This window comes from Pseudomonas sp. OE 28.3, from assembly GCF_014268205.2.
In the GTDB taxonomy this organism is placed as follows: Bacteria; Pseudomonadota; Gammaproteobacteria; order Pseudomonadales; family Pseudomonadaceae; genus Aquipseudomonas; species Aquipseudomonas edaphica.
In genome coordinates this window covers 2,528,024-2,545,509 of record NZ_CP077082.1, presented here as the reverse complement: position 1 = coordinate 2,545,509, position 17,486 = coordinate 2,528,024, and the positions used below count along the sequence as shown (strand labels likewise).

The 17,486-nt window shown below is 59.7% G+C and carries 11 protein-coding genes and 4 pseudogenes; 5 read left to right on the top strand and 10 right to left on the bottom strand.

What is annotated here, in order from left to right; all coding sequences use genetic code 11:
- Positions 1-285: 285 nt before the first annotated feature.
- Positions 286-1,494 carry a 3-(3-hydroxy-phenyl)propionate transporter MhpT gene (mhpT, locus tag HU759_RS11645; RefSeq protein ID WP_017139053.1) on the top strand — a complete coding sequence of 403 codons (1,209 nt, stop codon included), beginning with the start codon at positions 286-288 and terminating at the stop codon, positions 1,492-1,494.
- Here mhpT and HU759_RS11640 read toward each other — a convergent pair.
- From HU759_RS11640 to HU759_RS11630, 3 genes and pseudogenes are all read right to left on the bottom strand, one after another.
- A pseudogene (locus tag HU759_RS11640) lies at positions 1,472-2,419 on the bottom strand (transporter). The gene mhpT and the pseudogene HU759_RS11640 overlap by 23 nt on opposite strands.
- Before the next feature lie 80 nt (positions 2,420-2,499).
- Entirely contained in the window at positions 2,500-3,267 is a 768-nt protein-coding gene (locus HU759_RS11635; protein ID WP_170038669.1) for a coniferyl-alcohol dehydrogenase, read from the bottom strand.
- Positions 3,268-3,340: 73 nt separating this feature from the next.
- Positions 3,341-4,816 (bottom strand): benzaldehyde dehydrogenase, encoded by a 1,476-nt coding sequence (locus HU759_RS11630; RefSeq protein WP_170038671.1) that lies wholly within the window; start codon positions 4,814-4,816, stop codon positions 3,341-3,343.
- Between the two features lie 270 nt (positions 4,817-5,086).
- On the opposite strand from HU759_RS11630, the gene HU759_RS11625 reads away from it, so the two are divergent.
- Complete coding sequence (locus HU759_RS11625; RefSeq protein ID WP_186617389.1) at positions 5,087-6,841, top strand: sigma-54-dependent Fis family transcriptional regulator; 1,755 nt, start codon at positions 5,087-5,089, stop codon at positions 6,839-6,841.
- A 99-nt stretch (positions 6,842-6,940) separates the two neighbouring features.
- Positions 6,941-7,552, top strand: a complete 612-nt coding sequence (locus tag HU759_RS11620) for a TetR/AcrR family transcriptional regulator (RefSeq protein ID WP_170038675.1) — start codon at positions 6,941-6,943, stop codon at positions 7,550-7,552.
- A gap of 46 nt (positions 7,553-7,598) precedes the next feature.
- Here the strand turns inward: HU759_RS11620 and HU759_RS11615 are convergent, their stop codons facing one another.
- The 5 genes and pseudogenes from HU759_RS11615 to HU759_RS11595 all read right to left on the bottom strand — a co-directional run bounded on the left by HU759_RS11615 (position 7,599) and on the right by HU759_RS11595 (position 13,340).
- Complete coding sequence (locus HU759_RS11615) at positions 7,599-8,702, bottom strand: polyamine ABC transporter substrate-binding protein (RefSeq protein ID WP_099547699.1); 1,104 nt, start codon at positions 8,700-8,702, stop codon at positions 7,599-7,601.
- Positions 8,703-8,742: 40 nt separating this feature from the next.
- Complete coding sequence (locus tag HU759_RS11610) at positions 8,743-10,080, bottom strand: alginate export family protein (RefSeq protein ID WP_099547698.1); 1,338 nt, start codon at positions 10,078-10,080, stop codon at positions 8,743-8,745.
- Between the two features lie 116 nt (positions 10,081-10,196).
- Complete coding sequence (locus HU759_RS11605) at positions 10,197-11,459, bottom strand: serine hydrolase domain-containing protein (protein ID WP_186617388.1); 1,263 nt, start codon at positions 11,457-11,459, stop codon at positions 10,197-10,199.
- 268 nt (positions 11,460-11,727) lie between these two features.
- The gene (locus HU759_RS11600) at positions 11,728-12,135 is read right to left on the bottom strand and encodes a DUF3224 domain-containing protein (protein WP_017139043.1); all 408 of its coding nucleotides are present in this window, start codon (positions 12,133-12,135) and stop codon (positions 11,728-11,730) included.
- A 69-nt stretch (positions 12,136-12,204) separates the two neighbouring features.
- A pseudogene (locus HU759_RS11595) lies at positions 12,205-13,340 on the bottom strand (IS66 family transposase).
- Between the two features lie 11 nt (positions 13,341-13,351).
- Here HU759_RS11595 and HU759_RS11590 point away from each other — a divergent pair.
- Positions 13,352-13,838, top strand: a pseudogene (locus HU759_RS11590) (SDR family oxidoreductase); the annotation flags it as partial.
- A 390-nt stretch (positions 13,839-14,228) separates the two neighbouring features.
- Here HU759_RS11590 and HU759_RS11585 read toward each other — a convergent pair.
- Positions 14,229-14,442 (bottom strand): annotated as a pseudogene (locus HU759_RS11585) (helix-turn-helix domain-containing protein); the annotation flags it as partial.
- Positions 14,443-14,464: 22 nt separating this feature from the next.
- Positions 14,465-16,030, bottom strand: a complete 1,566-nt coding sequence (locus HU759_RS11580) for a carbohydrate porin (RefSeq protein ID WP_017139041.1) — start codon at positions 16,028-16,030, stop codon at positions 14,465-14,467.
- A gap of 164 nt (positions 16,031-16,194) precedes the next feature.
- Here HU759_RS11580 and HU759_RS11575 point away from each other — a divergent pair, with 164 nt between their 5' ends.
- On the top strand, positions 16,195-17,469 hold the full coding sequence (locus tag HU759_RS11575; RefSeq protein ID WP_186617442.1) for an ABC transporter substrate-binding protein: 1,275 nt from the start codon (positions 16,195-16,197) through the stop codon (positions 17,467-17,469).
- The last annotated feature ends 17 nt before the right edge of the window (positions 17,470-17,486 follow it).

Below are 17,486 nucleotides of genomic sequence, written 5' to 3'. Positions count from 1 at the left end.
TTGTTATTGGGTTGGCGCACGCGCGGCCCTGTGAGCCTCGCAAACCAAGAATGGAAACAGCCGACGGTACTCGTCAACCGTAACTGACCGATAATCGAACATTAATAAAGCTATCTATTTTTTATCCATGAACAAACAAATATCTCAATCAATTGAATTTAATCACTTTATTCTGTTTTTTTACTGATTTTATTCCACGATTCATTTTTTAGTTATATTTGTTATCTTAATCCTTAGCAGCCACTCAAGCTCGCCACCACAACAAAAACAACAATGAGGTTTGCCATGGACAGTCCATCGCGTCGTTCGACGCTGACTATTGCGTTGTGCTTTATCGTTGCGCTGATCGAAGGGTTCGATCTGCAAGCCGCCGGCACCGCCGCCGCTGGGTTACGTCAAACCTTCGCCCTGGATCCGAAGATGCTCGGCTGGGTGTTCAGCGTCGGCATCATCGGCCTGCTGCCGGGGGCGTTCTTCGGGGGCTGGGTTGCCGACCGGATCGGGCGCAAGAAAATCCTGGTCAGCGCCGTGCTGCTGTTCGGGTTGTTTTCACTGAGCACCGCATTTGTCGAGAGCTACTCAAGCTTGTTGCTGGTGCGCTTTCTCACCGGCCTGGGGCTGGGCGCCGCGTTGCCCAACCTGATCGCGCTGTGCGCCGAAGCGGTGAGCGAACGCAACCGTGGCACGGCCATCAGCGTGATGTACTGCGGGGTGCCGCTGGGGGGAGCATTGGCCGCGGTGGTGGCGATGTTTTCCAGTGAGCACTGGCAGACCACGTTTATTATCGGCGGCCTGGCGCCCTTGCTGGCCGTGCCGCTGATGATCCTGCTGCTGCCTGAATCCAGTGCCTTTCGCCAACAGCTCGACAACACCCACGGCGCCCGCCCCTCCACCGGCCAGGCGCTGTTCGGCGACGGTCGCGCGCGCACCACGCTGGCCTTGTGGCTCAGCTACTTCTTCACCCTGACCGTGATGTACATGCTGCTTAACTGGCTGCCGTCGCTGTTGCTGGAACAGGGTTTCAGCAAACCCCAGGCGGGCATGGTGCAGATGCTCTTCAATATCGGCGGCGCCCTGGGGTCGCTGCTCGGCGGCGTGCTGCTGGACCGCTGTAATGCCCTCAAAGTGGTGCTGTCGGTGTACGCCGGGCTGCTGGCGGCCCTGGCCGGGGTCGGGCTGTCAGTGGGCATCGTACCCATGGCCATTGCCGGCTTTGCCGCCGGTTTGTTCGTGATGGCTGCGCAGTTGGTGCTGTACGCCTCGGCACCGCCCTCGTATCCCACCTCGGTGCGTGCCACCGGCGTCGGGGCCGCCGTGGCAGTGGGCCGCCTGGGTTCGGTGGCCGGGCCGCTGGCGGCCGGGCAACTCCTCGCTGCCGGCGCCGGCACCGCGGGGGTACTGCTGGCGACGTCCCCCGGGGTGGTGATTGCCGCACTGACCATCATCAGCGTGATGGTGCGTACCGCGCCTACTAGAACTTATGCAGCCAGTTGAGCACCAGTTTGTTGCCCTCGGTGCGGTTCTGCGCCTGCTGTTCAAAGTAGGCGTTTACCGATAGCACCTCCTCCTTGCTGAACGCATAGACCAGGCCTGGGCCAATGGCCCAGACCTTTTCCCGGCGCCCGCTCACGGCGTGCCCAGCGACCTGGGTGTCGGTGATCTGCTTCAACCAATAGCCGTTCACCCCCACGCTCAGTTGCTGGCTCAAGGCATATTGCAGCGTCAGGTTGGCATGCAATGCCTGGCCGGCCTGGGTATCGGAAACATCCCCGAAGCCAGCCTGCGGATCATCATTCTTGCCATTCCACAGGTACATGAAACGCCCGCTCGCCGACCATGTCGGGCTCAACCAGTACGTCGCCGCGTAATACGGGTTGAATGACCAGAAGTTGCTGCCGGGGTTGATCGAGCGATGGCGGTCATAGGCCCCCACCGGGATCGAAACATCAGCCTCGACACGCTGGGTCAACAGCGGGCTGCCATCAGCGCGATTCAGGGTTGGCAGTTGCAGGAAGGCACCGACCGTCAGGTCACCGACGCCAGCACGGGAACTCAGCGCCGCATTGTTCAACCCATCGTCGACATTCACCCGGGCCAAGGAAGTGTTGATCAGGGTGAAGCCGGGCATCGCGCCATTGACCAGGGGTTGGCCGACGTAGATGATCTGCGTGGTGGGCGCCACCACTTCCAGGTCCTGCTTGGGCAGCGCCAGCTTGTTGCCGTGGGCATCATTGAAACGGCTGGCCCGCGAGTAGGTCAGCTACTCCTCCAGGTACCAGCCAGGGCCGGCCGGCGCTGGCGAGCCGTCGTAGAAACTGGTGGTGCCGAGGTTGAGTCCGGGCAGGTCGTAAGCATGTGCAGTCGATGTCAGTGCGACAAATGTCGTGGCCGCAACCGTCCGCAAGATAGGCTTGAGCATCTTGTATGTCCTGTATTTTTGTTGTTGTTCAAGACTCCCGGCACGAGGGGCCGCACCGGGATTTATTGCTGTGGCAGGGCCTACACGTAGGTGGCGGCCAAACCGCCATCCACCGGTAGATTGACCCCGTTGACCCAGCGCGCAGCATCCGAGCAGAGGAAGGCAATCACCGCCGCCACCTCATCGGCCAGGGCTGGACGGGTCATGCGCTGGCTGTCCTCGGCCACCCGCTGCGGCCCGAGCATGCTGACGAAATCGCCGAGAATCGGGGTAAACACCGGCCCCGGCGCCACGCAGTTGATACGCACCGAGTGATCGCGAAACCAGCCCTGGGATTGTTGGAAGCTCCACACGATCAGCGCCTCCTTGAAGTATTGATAACAGCTGCCCTGCTCCACCGGATTGGCCGCCAGCCACTGCTGCCCGGCCTCGAAGCTGGGTATCGCGGCCAGCGCCTTGTGCAGCTCCAGCCGTTGCGGCCATTGCGCGCCAAGCACCGAGGCGACATTGACGATGCTGCCGCCCGCCGGCATGCGTGGCAGCAGCGATTGAGTCAGGTGCCGCAGCCCCAGGTAATTGACCGTGGCCACCGCGTGCACGGGCGCCGTACCGGGCACACCAGCGATGTTGCACAGCCCGTGGACCCGCGCGGGCAGGCGCGCCACCAGCGCATCAATGCTGGCAGGGTCACCCAGGTCAGCCTGGAAGAAGCCATCCAGGGTCAGTTGCGGTTCATGGCGATCCACACCGATCACCGTGGCCCCCTGGAAACGCGCGAGCCGCGCCAGCTCGGCGCCAATGCCGGAAGCGACGCCGGTGACGATCAGGGTTTTGTTGTTCAGGTTCATGTTCAAGCCCTCTTATTTTTGTATAGGCACGGGGGTAACAAAGCGATGAGCCAGCGCCCAGAACGGCTATGGCTCAGAATGGATAGACAGGCGGCGTATTTTTCAGCGTGACCCACTGCCACTGGCTGTACTCGTCCCAGTCGGCCGGCCCGCCGACGCTGCCGCCGTTGCCGGAAGCACCGCGCCCGCCGAACGGGTTGATGCATTCGTCGGCCACGGTCTGGTCGTTGATGTGCAGCAGGCCGCAGTCCAGCCGCTCACCGATGGCCATGGCGCGCCCAACCGACGGCGAGATGATGGCGGCCGAGAGGCCGTACTCCGTGCGGTTGGCCAGTTCGATCGCTTCCTCGTCGGTGGTAAAGCTGACCACCGTGGCCACCGGGCCGAACAGCTCTTCCTCAAAGGCGCGCATGCCCGGACGTACGCCACTGAGTACGGTGGGCTGGTAGAACAACCGGTCATAGTCGCCGCCCGCCTCGAGCCGTGCGCCGGCCTGCAGGCTGTCACTGACGATCTCGTGCACGCGCAGCAATTGCCGTTGGTTGATCAACGGGCCGAGCGCCGCTTCACCCCGGGCGGCATTGCCCACCGTGAGTGTCCGGGCCTTGTCCACCAGCTTGCGGGTGAGGCGTTCGGCGATGGATTGATGCACGAGAATCAGCCCGGTCGCCATGCAGATTTGCCCCTGATGCAGCCAGGCGCCCCAGGCTGCATTGCTTGCGGCCAGGTCGAGGTCGGCGTCTTCAAGAATGATCAGCGGGTTTTTCCCGCCCAGCTCCAGCGCAACCTTTTTCAGGTGTCGCCCGGCCACTTCAGCGACTTTGCGCCCCGCCGCCGTCGAACCGGTGAACGCAATCATCCGCACATTCGGATCGCGGCACAGCGCTTCCCCCGCCGGCGCCGCGCCGGGCATCACCTGCAGCAGGCCCTTGGGCAAGCCCGCCTCTTCAAACAGCCGGGCAATGAGAAAACCCCCGCTGACCGGGGTCTGCGGGTCAGGCTTGAGCACCACTGCATTGCCTGCCGCCAGCGCCGGGGCCACTGAGCGAAGTGACAGCACCAGCGGGAAGTTGAACGGTGAAATCACCCCGACCACGCCGTGGGGCTGGCGCCGTGCATAGGACAGTCGGCCGGCTGCACTGGGCAGCACCACCCCGTGAGGTTGGGACAACAGCCCCGCCGCCTGATGCAGCAGCACAATCGCTTCACGCACTTCGTGCTCGCCCTTGAACAACGCGCCCCCGGTTTCCCGGGCGACGTACAGCGCCAGCTCGGCGAAGGACCGCTGGGCCAGGTCCGCCGCCTTGCGAAACACCTCGGCGCGCTCCCGTGGGCCCAACGCAGCCCAGGCCGGCTGCGCCAGGGCCGCACTGCGGCAGGCGATGGCGATGTCGGCCGCGTTGGCCATGGCGCAGCGCATCAGGGGTTCGCCGGTGGCGGGTTCAATCACGTCAATCACAGATCCCGACACGGGAATCCAGTCGCCGTTGAACAGGCATTCGGACGCGATGGCCCGCTGTAGAAAGGGGGTGGTTTCAGACACTGGCATTGGCAACTCCGGTTCTTGTAATTGTCATCGTCTGCACAGGGTGCAAACGCCGCATCCAGTCTTGAGCAAAGGCTGTGCCGCTTGCACGCAACGGCGCGCACATAAACCGGCGAGGGCTCTGGGTCGAGGCCTGCCGCGCAACGCTCACACGCCTGGGGCGTTGACCCGCAAAAAACCCGGGCTCAGCCACTTGTTCAATTGATAAGGTTATGTTTTATAACTATCTGAGCAGTTGCTCATATCGATCACTCGCTTTGCAGGGGCATAACAATGACTAATCCCCACAGCGCGCTGCCCGACGACCGGGTGGCCAGCGCGCCCTACCCTCCGCGAGGCGACAGTCGCCAACTCAGTGACAGCAGCTCGCCCACCACTGCGGAACTGGCCGACTGCCTGTTCTTTTCCCCTGAAGACGGGCGCATCTGGCTCAACGATCAACGCATGTTGTTGCTGCACAGTTCGTCGTTCGGCGCCCTGCGCGCCGAGGTCATCGAGCGCCTGGGACTGGACCAGGCCCGGGGCCTGTTCACCCGCACCGGTTATGCCTCCGGCGCACGGGATGCGCGCTTGATCCGCGAGCGCTGGCCACAGGCCGATGCCGCCGCGGTGTTTCGCGCCGGGACACACCTGCACACCCTGGAAGGCATGACCAAGGTCGAACCGCTGCACTTCAAGTTCGATGCCGACTCGGGGTTCTATGAAGGGGAATTTCTCTGGCACCACTCGTGCGAAGCCGATGAACATATAGGGGCTTACGGCATCGGCCAGGACCCGGTGTGCTGGACCGAAACCGGCTACGCCATCGGCTTCGTCAGTGGCCTCTTCGGGCAAATGGTGATTTTCCGCGAAGTGGAATGCCGTGGCATGGGCCATCGCCGTTGCCGCGTGATTGGCAAGACGGCCGAGCAATGGGGTGATGTCGAACAGGACCTGCGCTACCTGAATGTGTCCCAGGCCGTCACTGGCCCTGCCACCCCCACGCTCGCAGGCCCCGTGGGCAGCAATGGCGGAACCCGCCAGCTGCAACCGTTGGTAGGCGCCAGTGCTGCGTTCAACGCGGCGATGCAAGCGCTGCAAAGGGTTGCACTGACGCCCGCGACGGTGCTGATCAGCGGTGAGTCCGGTGTGGGCAAAGAGATGTTTGCGCGCCAGCTGCACCAGCTCAGTCGTCGCCATGACAGCCCGTTTGTGGCACTCAATTGCGCCGCCATCCCGGATAACCTGGTGGAGGCCGAACTCTTTGGTGTCGAACGCGGCGCCTATACCGGCGCTACGCACTCGCGCCCCGGGCGATTCGAACGGGCCCAGGGTGGCACCCTGTTCCTGGATGAAATCACCAGCCTCAGCCTGCCCGGGCAAAGCAAGTTGCTGCGAGCCTTGCAGGAACGGGAAATCGAACGGGTCGGCGGGGTGCGCGGGATCAAGGTGGATGTGCGCGTGGTGGCCGCCACCAATATCGACCTGCGTAAAGCCGTGGCAGACGGAAGCTTTCGCGAAGACCTGTTCTACCGGCTGAACGTTTACCCCATCGCCCTGCCCCCGCTGCGTGAACGCAGGGACGACATCCCGCTACTGATCAATGCGTTCCTGACGCGCTTCTGCCAGGACTACGCCCGGACCCCGGCAGGCCTGACCATGCGCGCCCTGAAGACGTTGCTGCGCTACGACTTCGCGGGCAATGTGCGCGAGCTGCAAAACCTCATCGAACGCGGCCTGATCGCCAGCGACGAAGGCCAGGCCATTGACCTGGTGCATCTGTTTCGCAACGAACCGATGCCCGCCGAGCCCTATGGCCTCGACGACCAAGGCAGCCTGTCAAATACCGCGCAGGCGCCTCGCTCGACGCTGCTGGATACCCTCGACCCGTTGGACCAGGGGGTTTCCATTGAAGGCCTTGAATCGCGCCTGATCACTGAAGCATTGCAACAAAGCGCCGGCAACCTGGCCGCGGCCGCCAGGCTCGTGGGGCTCAGCCGTGCTCAATTTGCTTACCGTATGAAGAAGCACCGGCGGCAAACTCCTTGAATGGCAATTAGTGCTTTAAAAGCTTTACCCAATTAAGTATTTTGCAGGGGTATGGGGCCGACACGCGCCCCTCTTTATTATTCGTGACAAGGATCTCCTGTGAGTGGACTGCGTGAACGTCAGAAAGCCGAGCGCCGGCAAGCTATCAGTGAAGCTGCGGTCGAACTGTTTGAGCGCCAGGGTTTCCAGAACACCACCATCGAACAGATCGCCAGCCAGGCCGGAGTGTCGCCGCCGACGGTGTTCAAGTACTTCGGCAACAAGCAGGAAATCATCCTGGAGATCCTGCACCACGCCGATCAACGCGCGATCACCGACACCCGCAGCCTGATCCACCAAATAGACGACCCGGTCGAAGCGCTCTGCCACCTGGAACGCCTGCTCACGGGCTATGCCCTGGAGGTCATGCACCCCAGCCTGTGGCGTGAACTGCTGCCGCTGATCCTGTTCGGCGGCAGCAATGGACTGCCCGAAGGCTACCGGGCCATGAACGATGCGCTCAGGGCCGAAATCAGCGAACTGCTGCGGGAACTGCAACGGGCCGGCAAGCTGCGCGCGCAACTCGATGTGGAATTGGCCGCGTTCCTGTTGAACGACTATTCGCACCTGCAATTGTTCAGGCTGGTAAACCAGGAACACCCGGATATCGACGCGCACTCCCTGCAGGTCAGGCGTATCACCGAGCTGGTGTTTTACGGCATGCAGGCCTGATTGCCTCCTGAGTCGAGCCCGGCGCGCACGCACCGGGTCACACAGATCATCGGTTGCTCTTGATGGCGGTCCAGGTGCGGGTACGGATGCGCTCCACGGCGGCCGGAATCGGCTCCAGGGCAAACAGGGTCTTGCGCGCTTCGTCCGGCACATACATGTTGGGGTCGTTGCGGATGCTGGCGTCCACCAGCGCGGTAGCGTCCCTGTTCGGGTTGGGGTAGCCGATCTTGTTGCTGATGCGCGCAATCACGTCCGGGCGCAGGATGTAATTGATGAACGCATGGGCCTCCGCCAGATCAGGGGCCTTGGCCGGGATCATCATCACGTCCGACCACATCGGCGCGCCTTCCTTGGGCAGTGCCATCTGGACCTTGACGCCCTTGCCGGCGGCATCTGCCAGGCGCATGGCCAGTGCGACGCCGCCGGACCAGCCCACGCCCACACAGATATCACCGTTGGCCAGGTCCATGCCGTAGCGCGACGAGTTGAAGTAAGTCACGTAAGGGCGAATCTTCATCATCACCGCCTGGGCTTGCACATAGTCCTCACGCTTCTGGCTATTGGGGTCGAGGCCCTTGTAGTGCAAGGCAATCGGCAGGATCTCGTTGCCGGCGTCGAGAAAACCCACGCCACAACTGGCGAGTTTGGCGAGGTTTTCTTCCTTGAAGATGATGTCCCAGCTGTTCATTTGCACGTCGGGGCCGAGGGCTTTGCGCACCTTGTCGACGTTGTAGCCGATCAATGTGGTGCCCCACAGGTAAGGCGCGGCGTAGCGGTTGCCGGTGTCACCCACGGCTTCCAGGGACTGCATGAACTGCGGGTCCAGGTGCTGCCAGTTGGGCAACTGCTTGCGGTCCAGCGGTTGCACGGCACCGGCCGTGATCAAGTGCCCCAGGTTAGCGGTGCCGGGGAACACCACGTCGTACCCGGAGTTGCCCGTCAACAGTTTGGACTCCATGGTTTCGGCACTGTCGAACACATCATAAATAGGCCGAATGCCGGTTTCTTCCTCGAAGCTCTTCAGCACTTCGGGTGGCAGGTATTCGATCCAGTTGTAGATCCGTACGGTGCGTTCTTCAGCCAGGCAAACACCACTGATGAGCAACGAGGCGACAGTGCCCAGTACGGTATTACGCAGAAATCTGTTCATGATCAAAACACTCCAGCGCGGCCGCGATGGCTCGCAGCACTTAATAGCGGTAGGTGAAATACAGTTCCAGCGCACTGAACGTCTGGTCATCGCCAAACACCTGTTTGGCGGCGGCCAGTGGCTTGACCCAGTTGTAGGACAGCGACGTATAGAACGACGGCGTGGGTGTCCAGTCGAGGAAAACCACACTTTCGTCGGCAAAGCGCCGATCGCTGACCGGTGCGCCCAGGTAGTTTTTCTCATCCAGCCAGAACTGGTAGTGAATCGCGCCGAGGGTCAGGGTTTCGTTGAGGTGGGTCTTGAGGGAGAACTGCTGGACATTTTCGTTGCTGTTGAACAGCAGGTAGTTGCCGACCACGTCCCCGACCAGCCACGTGCTCCAGTCGACGAAGCCTTTGCTCAGTGGGTCCCAGGCTTTTTGCCGGTTGTCGGTGAGGTTGTCGTCGCCGGAAAAGCTCGCGTAGCGGTAGCCAAGGACCGGCGTCAGCGGCAAGGTGTTGAAGGCATAGTCGGCCTGGGCATACCAGGCGCTGGCAGCGTAATCGACACCCTCGCCGCTGCCCCGCTCCAGCGCGTACTCGGCATTCAGCGTCAGCGCCTGTACGCCGGGCACTTTGGCGTTGAGCGCCCGCAGGTTATACACCTGCATCCCGTCCCGGCGGCGCGGGAGCGTGCTGCCTCTGGGGCCAAGGGCATTGACCTTCATGGCCATGGCGCCGAGCGTCACCTGGTCATCGAGGTTGTAATCCAGGTTGACGCCGGTCATGCGAAAATCGCCCAAGTCATCATCGGTGCGCAAGGTGAAAGCCTGAGACTTCAGCGCACCATGATCCCAGGCGAGGATCGCCGAATCCCTGAACGCGGTTCGCGGGCCGAGCCAGTAAGCGCCATCCTTGTACTGGTCGAGGTTGCCATCCATGACGATGAACCCCGTACCGATCATGTAGTTCTGGCGGCCGGCGGTGAGCTTCCACTCGCCGGCGCGAAAACCGCCATAGAGTTCTTCGGCGGCGGCCTTGCCATCGGAACTGCGGCTGAAGCCACCCGCGTCACCATCGCCAAAGGTGCTCGCCGCCACCAGGGAACCGCCCGCGAGCAGGCTGAAATCCGGTTGCAGCGCGTACTCGAGTTTGACCCCCGGTTTTACGTAAACCTCTTGCCAGTTGATCCGGGCGCCGCCGTTTTTACCGTTGCGCGCATCGACCCGGCCGCTGCCGAAGTTGACCCCACGGGTAAACAACGTTGCCCCGCCTGCGGTGAGATTGACTTCGCCCTTGAGATCGCCGTCCTCAAAGGTGTAGCCCGCGAATGCGACGTGGGTGGTCAAGGGTAAGCCGACCGCCAACAGCGCTCGAGAGAAACGCTTGCTGAATACCATAAGAAGCTCCTGTGGAATTATTGTTGTTACAGGGCAGTCAATGGCGACGCAGGGCGCCGCCAACACCTGGGCAAGCCAGGTGAATAGAACGCAAAACTCTTATTGTTTGGCGTGGGTCAGTGGCTCAGGTGGGCGGCGATCGCGCGCAGCATGCGCACGCTGTCAGTATCAAATGGGCTGACCGCATCGGTAAGCGAAGACTGCTTGACGATCACTACGCCGGACGGCTTGTCGATGAACAGGTACTGGCCGTGAATACCCCCGGCCATCAGGGCCTGGCTGTGGTCGTTGAACACGTACCACTGGCTTAGATAGGACGCACCGGACGTCCAGCGGGAGAACTCAGCATTTTGCGCGTAGATCGCTGGATCCGCGCCGGCGGTGATACGGGCCACAGTCTCGGGCGACAGCAGCTCAACGCCGTCGTGGCAACCGTTGTTGGCCAGCAGGCGACCGAAACGCGCCATGTCTCTCAAGGTGGCGCTGAAGCCCGCCCCGGCCACGTTACGGCCCCAGGGATCGGCCAGGAAATAGCCGTCGCGGTCGCACCCCAGGTGCCCCCAGACCTCCTCCAGCATCTGACTGCACGCCTTGCCCGAGGCACGCTCCATGACCCAGGCCAAGGCTTCGGTGGTGGCCGTCACATAATGGAAAAAGCCCCCGTGGCTGCCGCGTTTCTTGAGGGATGGCAAGTACTGGTACAACGATTCGAACTGCGCGTACTGCGCCGGTGCCGGTTGAAAGCCGCAGGCATAGCCGTACTGCGAGCTTTGTGAATTGGGGTCGTCATACACTTCGCTGTAGTCGATGCCCACCGCCATGTCGAACAATTGGCGTACCGTCGCATCGCCAAATGCGCTGCCCGCCAGTTCAGGCACGTAGTAAGCGGCCGGCCGCTCGGGCTTGAGCACGCCGCGCGTCACCAACTGTTCACCCAAGGTACCGATCAGCGACTTGGTGACCGAGAACATGATGTGCCGGTCACAGGCGCGCTGACCGTTGAAGTAGCGCTCGTACAACACCGTGTCACCCTGCATCACCAAAAAGGCGTCCGTCTGGCTGGCGACAAGGTGCTCGATCACACGGATGCCCAGCCCACTCTCACTGTCGAAACACAGCTGATCCAGCGCGCGCGGGGCCTCCTGAAGCTGACCGACAGGCCCTGGCCCCGCCGACACATCAATGCTGGGGCGCAGTCGCGCCAGATGACGGAACCCCCACTGATTGAAGGGCGTGCGCATCCAGTTGTTCCACGTTACCCGGTGTTCCGGCGCGGCGGGAAACCCCTGCATCAGCAGCGGCGCCACGCGAGTGGCCAATGAAGACTCATTGGCCTCGACATAAGAAGTCGCGAGGGAGAATTGGGCTTTATGACTCATCGGGGTAACCCTGAAGATGACTCTGCATGAAGCAGATGCAGAGAAATAATTACCCCATATAATATTTTAGTCAATAAAACTTTTTACCATGAAAATATATCCCCTTGCACGCAGTGCCCGGGGCAACTGCAGCCTGTGTGGTCACACATTACCTTTGCGTGGATTGTTACCGTCGATCAAAGGTAAGCGTCCGGCAAAGCCACGGTAAGCACCTAGCCAGGACACCTCCCTGGTGCGTCAGGGGCGGTGCCCCTTACGGTTTGTTAAATTATTCGAGGTGGTAATTCAACCAAATATGGTGCGTTCCATCGGTGTCAATTGTGATCCCTCCTGACCCTGATATCCCTTTCAAACCGTCCGTACCACTGCCTCCAACTATGCAGAAAAACTCATCTGCACGATCAATTCCGGTAGTGGAGGCGGAATGAATGAAGTTAAAGGAACCCTCTACCCCATTCACCGTACCCTTGAAGCTCTCCATCGCGATGTAGCTGCCCCTTCTTGACGCTTGGTCGAACGCCGCAGTAAAGGCTGTTGAAGAAATACCATCGATAGCTCCTGTATAGGACTTTTCCATGGAGCTGATCGACACTGGTAAGCCTGTTGTAATTTCGGGCGTGAGAGTCAGGTCAGTTGGTTTGAAATTCTTGGAGGAAAAAGTGGCTCGCGCTTCCATTCGGATCAATCCTGTTCCATATGAGTTGAGCGGTCATTCTAATGCAAGAGCACCCTCACGTTGAGAACGTCAGGCCGAGATCCAATGCTGTGGCAGCAGTTGGTCGATCTCACTTGCTCGCTGCGTCGGCAGGCGCGTCAGCACATCTTTCAGATACGCATAAGGATCATGCCCATTCATGCGGGCGGACTGAATCCAGCTCATGATCGCAGCTGCCCGCTTACCACTGCGTAGCGACCCCGCGAACAACCAGTTCGAGCGTCCAAGTGCCCACGGCCTTATCTGATTTTCGACCGCGTTATTATCTATGGGCACAGCCCCGTCCTCGATATATCGAGTCAGTGCCGTCCAGCGTTTGAGGCTGTAATCCAGAGCTTTCGCGATAGCCGACCCTTCGGGCACAAGATCACGCTGGGCCAACATCCAGGTATGCAGTGCGTCGATAATGGGGGCCGCTTTTTCCTGGCGTATTCGCCAGCGATTTTCGTCGGTCATTTCCCGCGCTTGCCGTTCAATTTCGCACAACCCGCCAATTGAGTGCAGCGCCTGCTCAGCCAGTTGGCTTTTATTCGTCGCGTGCAAATCGAAAAACTTGCGGCGGGCGTGGGCCTGGCAGCCGATTTCCGTGATGCCTTGTTGGAAGCTGGCTTTGTAGCCGGCAAAATCATCGCAAACCAGCTTGCCATTCCACTGGCCAAGAAAGCTGCGTGCATGTTCGCCCGCACGGCTTGGGCTGAAGTCGTACACCACTGCCTGGAGCGCCGAAAAAGGCGTAGTGCAGTCGGCCCAGACATAAGCGCGATGGATTTTCTTCTCGCCCGGCGTGAGCATCTGCACCAGCGTTTCGTCAGCGTGGATCACGCCTTGAGCAAGCACTGTTTCGCGCAGTGCGTCGACCAAGGGTTGGAACTGCACGCCAGTTTGGCCGACCCACTGCGCCAGTGTCGAGCGGGCGATCGCCAGGCCGGCGCAGCCGGCGGATTCAACGCCTTCAGCCCGGCTTCGATGGCCGCGATGTCGGTGTCGAGCAGGTCGTCGAGCAGGCAGCCTTGGGCAGGGCTCAATTGCTCACTGCGCTTGGCAAACTTATTACGTTTGAACCAGGCGATTTCGTGGGTGAGCTGCTCGATGATGGTTTGGTAGCGGTCGTTCTTCTTGCCCATCCGGTCGACCTGCTGCCCGAGAGAATCAACCTGGGACAGCAACTGCGCCGCGAGCCTTGGGCGCTCATTGGGACAGCCTGGACTGCATTGTGCACTCTGTCGGCTTCGCCCCCAGTGACCAACTTGAGGGCGACTTCACCGAATCGACCACCCGTGAAGGTTTTCGGATTGCCCACGATATCAGCGCTTATAGCTTCGTCGCGCTGGCCAAGGCAGGGCGTAAAATGATGGCAGGCCGTAATGGCAGCCTTTTGACACTTTCCTACCTGGGCACGGAACGCACCATGCCTAACTATAACGTCATGGGCATGGCAAAAGCCTCTCTCGAAGCCAGTGTACGTTATCTTGCCGGCTCACTAGGCCCGCAAGATGCTCGCGGCTAACGAGGCGCAGACTCCACTGCGCCGCAACGTTACTATCGAAGAAGTTGGCAACGCTGGCGCATTCTTGTGTTCGGAGCTGGCGTCCGGAATTAGCGGCGAAATACTGTATGTCGATGGCGGCTTCAATACCACAGCGATGGGCAACATTGAAGATTGAGGCTTCATAGGTTGCGCAAGCTTGTTATTAAGACTCAATACTTCTGCACTTTTGGATCAGGGGCGGCCAATAGGCCGCCACCTGGAGACTCATGAAGCATTCATTTGCTGAAATAACTTAACCGTATAGGCAAGAAATCCAACTTACCCCGGTTACCGGGGGACGTAAATGCGTTATGTTACGGCCCCCCCATCTTAATGATTAATCCCATGCAACTCACACGGCTCGATATTAATCCAATGTAAGGCAAAGAGGTGTCTACGAAACCCGGGGCGATTCAGTCAGGGCTTCGCCAAATACCACTGCGCGAGGCAATATCATCGTCATTTCCTCATTTTCTTGTCGTAGGGACAACTGCTGGCTGATCAGCTTCGACCGGTAATCACTTACTCAATGCGCTTTGGTGAAAGGCAGGGATTGATGAGCACCGTTTCGATTGAATAACGTCATTGCCTGTTCCGCGACGATATTCGCTCGGTGTCTGTTCCATTTCGATGCGAAAGTGTCTGTTGAAGTTAGAGAGGTCTTCATAGCCAACTTCAAAGCAGATGTCTGCAGCCGACATCTCTGTTTGCGACAACAGCCGACAGGTGCGCTGAAGGCGGTTGGCCGGACGCGTTCAAATATTAAAACCAGGTTTCCATCTGTATGCCGTATTGCCATACGCCTCCAGCGTGGAAGTCCGTCATGCCAAAGGAGTCTGTGGTACTGAATCTGTCCAGATCCGAAGACCAGTTCATGAAGCTTGCGAACACTCGCAATTCGGGGCGTGTGAGAAGATCTCCAACGTCAAGTTTGAATGTCGGGGCGACAGTGAATTTCCAGAAGTTACCGTCGACCGCATTACGTTGTAGATAGCCCTTGGGGTCGAGCTTCATGGTTTGCCAACTCATTTCGTAGGCCATCTCGAAGTTGCTGTTGATTTGGTTAGCCAATCGCACGTTGAGGGTTAGCCAGCGGTAGTCGTCACCCTTGACGTATCTGTCCTTGCTCTGTTCGGCCAGCAAACTGGGCCCGATGCGCCAGTCAGGCGCAATAGGCGTCTCACCGTAAAGTGCAAGACGCAGAGCGCGGGCGTCGTCAATCAGTTCACCGTCCGAGCCAACGTTCTTGACCTCGGCCCCCAGGCCTTGCCCATAGAGCAGCGCGGTTTTGAAGAAGCCTTCTCTGCCGAAAAAGTTTTTCTGGTGATTGGCCAACATGGTGTGCAAGCCGGAATTCGCAGGCGTCAAACCTGCCTTATTGGTGCGGGTACCGAAATCGTTTTTCTTTGCGCCGATGGCGTTGTACATCCACTGCCATTGACCCTCCTCGAAGAACTGGTTGGAGGTCAGGATGTAGCTTTCCACATTGGCATTAATACCGCCCTGACTGAAATCCCCGTAGCTACGCCCAATCAAGGAGTAATTGGAGCGCCAATTCTTGTTCATCTGCACATCGTAAATGCCACCGCCGGTGCCGGCCAGGTAGACAACGTCAGAGTCCAACCAGTGGATATCGAAATTATCTCTATCAAATCGCTTGCCTGCCCACAGCGTGGCGTTCTCGAACACTGAATTCCCTTTGAACGCCGCCACATGGTCGAGCGCGGTGAACACCTGGCGTACGTTCAGTTTGCTCTCGTCGGCCGTCCAGTCATTGGAGCTTTCCACCCCGTCGGCGATGGAGACCGTGAATTTGGAACGGGTACCGTTTTGCGCATAGATTTCTTTCGACAGGTCTATACGCATGTAGGTGTCGTCCTCGTTACCGAGTCGCCCGACTGCGCCACCGACCGAGCCGGCCGGCGTTGTATAAGGGCCACCACGGCCACCACCAAGCCCTTCGTCGACCAGCAATCCAGAGCGGGCATAGCCGTGGAAGCTGAACCCATCCGTGAGGTGTCCGGTATTGCCCTCTTTCTCCAGGCTTTGCTGACGGGCTTCGAGTTTCGCCACCCGGGTGTCCAAAGCAGGCTCCGCAATGACTTTCGCTGTAGACGCGGCGGGCTGCAAGGGAGGTGTGGCGAGTTTGATCTGCTGCAGTTCCCTGGCAAGTGCTTGGGTCTGCTGTTCAGCCGCGGCTGCACGCTGTTCTGCTGCGCTGGCACGGGCTTCAAACGCGGCCATGCGCTCTTCCAGAGTCATGGCCTGAGAGGTTGCCGCCGATGTGCCGAGCACACCTGCAAGTAGCCAGTTTGATCCTTTCCGCATGGTGGATTTCCTATTTTTTTATTGTTTGCTCCCGCAACCGGGCTTTTTTGCGTGAGTTGCGAGTTGTTCCAATTGGCGAAAAAAGGATGTCTTATCGCAAATACACTGATACATTTGGCCGTGTTAACGTTAACTTCTCCAAAAACAAAAATAAAGGGCGATCAATGAAACATCTGAAATCTCTTCTTCCTGCCGCACTGTTCACCCTCTGTGTCGGACTTCCATCCGTCTCGAACGCAGCCGATTTGACGATCTCGTGCGGCGCGGTGGGTGCGGAGCTGCAACTCTGCAAAGAGGCAGTCGAGGCATGGTCCAAACAGACCGGCCACAACGTCCAAGTGGTTTCCACGCCTAACTCGGCGACCGAGAGGTTGTCGTTCTACCAACAAATTCTCAGCGCGCAGTCCACTGACATCGACATCATTCAAATCGATATGGTGTGGCCCGGGATGCTGGCCAAACATCTGTTGGATTTGCGCGACGTGCTGCCCGCCGATGCGACGCAAGGCTACTTCCAGGCACAGGTGGATAACGCGACTGTGAATGGACGGCTAGTAACGATGCCGTGGTTCACCGACTCGGGCCTGCTGTATTACCGCAAGGACTTGCTCGAGAAGTACAACAAGCAGGTTCCCCAGACCTGGGAGGAAATGACCACTACCGCCAGGGAGGTTCAACAGGCTGAACGCAACGCCGGGAACGCCAATGCGTGGGGTTATATCTTCCAGGGACGCGCTTACGAGGGGCTGACGTGTAATGCGCTGGAGTGGATCAGCAGCCAACCGGAAGGCGGGCTGGTCAATCCACGCGGAGAGATCGTGGTCAACAGTCAGGCCTCAAGAACTGCTTTGGCCCTGGCGAAAAGCTGGGTAGGCGACATCTCCCCACGCGGCGTACTCAACTACACCGAGGAAGAAGGACGTGGCGTATTCCAGTCGGGAAATGCGTTGTTCATGCGTAACTGGCCTTATGTCTGGGCCCTGGTGCAAAGCCAGGACAGTGTCGTCAAGGACAAGGTTGGGGTTGCTCCCCTGCCCCGAGGCGGCATGACCGGTAGCCATGCGTCCACGCTCGGCGGCTGGGGCCTGGCGGTATCCCGTTACAGCGCTCATCCCAAACTCGCGGCAGAGTTGGTGAGCTACCTCACCAGTGCTCAAGAGCAAAAACACCGTGCCCTGATCGGCGCCTATAACCCGGTTATCGAGTCGCTGTATCAGGACCCCGAATTGCTCGCGTCAATGCCTTATTACAGTCAGCTCCACCGCATTCTCAGCGACGGGGTCATGCGCCCCGCCTCAATCACCGCCGAGCGTTACCCACGGGTCTCCAATGCGTTCTTCGATCGAGTGCATGGCGTGCTGGCAGGCGAGTTGCCTGTCGATCAGGCACTGGCCGAACTGGAAAGCGAACTCACGCGCATCAAACGCAAGAACTGGTAAGCCACAAGGAAGAAAAT

Bases quoted from the DNA above. Each gene is read 5' to 3' on its own strand.
- mhpT (WP_017139053.1), top strand. From the start codon at position 286: ATGGACAGTCCATCGCGTCGTTCGACGCTGACTATTGCGTTGTGCTTT.
- HU759_RS11600 (WP_017139043.1), bottom strand. From the start codon at position 12,135: ATGGAAGCGCGAGCCACTTTTTCCTCCAAGAATTTCAAACCAACTGAC.
- HU759_RS11575 (WP_186617442.1), top strand. From the start codon at position 16,195: ATGAAACATCTGAAATCTCTTCTTCCTGCCGCACTGTTCACCCTCTGT.
- HU759_RS11625 (WP_186617389.1), top strand. From the start codon at position 5,087: ATGACTAATCCCCACAGCGCGCTGCCCGACGACCGGGTGGCCAGCGCG.
- HU759_RS11635 (WP_170038669.1), bottom strand. From the start codon at position 3,267: ATGAACCTGAACAACAAAACCCTGATCGTCACCGGCGTCGCTTCCGGC.
- HU759_RS11615 (WP_099547699.1), bottom strand. From the start codon at position 8,702: ATGAACAGATTTCTGCGTAATACCGTACTGGGCACTGTCGCCTCGTTG.
- HU759_RS11605 (WP_186617388.1), bottom strand. From the start codon at position 11,459: ATGAGTCATAAAGCCCAATTCTCCCTCGCGACTTCTTATGTCGAGGCC.
- HU759_RS11580 (WP_017139041.1), bottom strand. From the start codon at position 16,030: ATGCGGAAAGGATCAAACTGGCTACTTGCAGGTGTGCTCGGCACATCG.
- HU759_RS11610 (WP_099547698.1), bottom strand. From the start codon at position 10,080: ATGGTATTCAGCAAGCGTTTCTCTCGAGCGCTGTTGGCGGTCGGCTTA.
- HU759_RS11630 (WP_170038671.1), bottom strand. From the start codon at position 4,816: ATGCCAGTGTCTGAAACCACCCCCTTTCTACAGCGGGCCATCGCGTCC.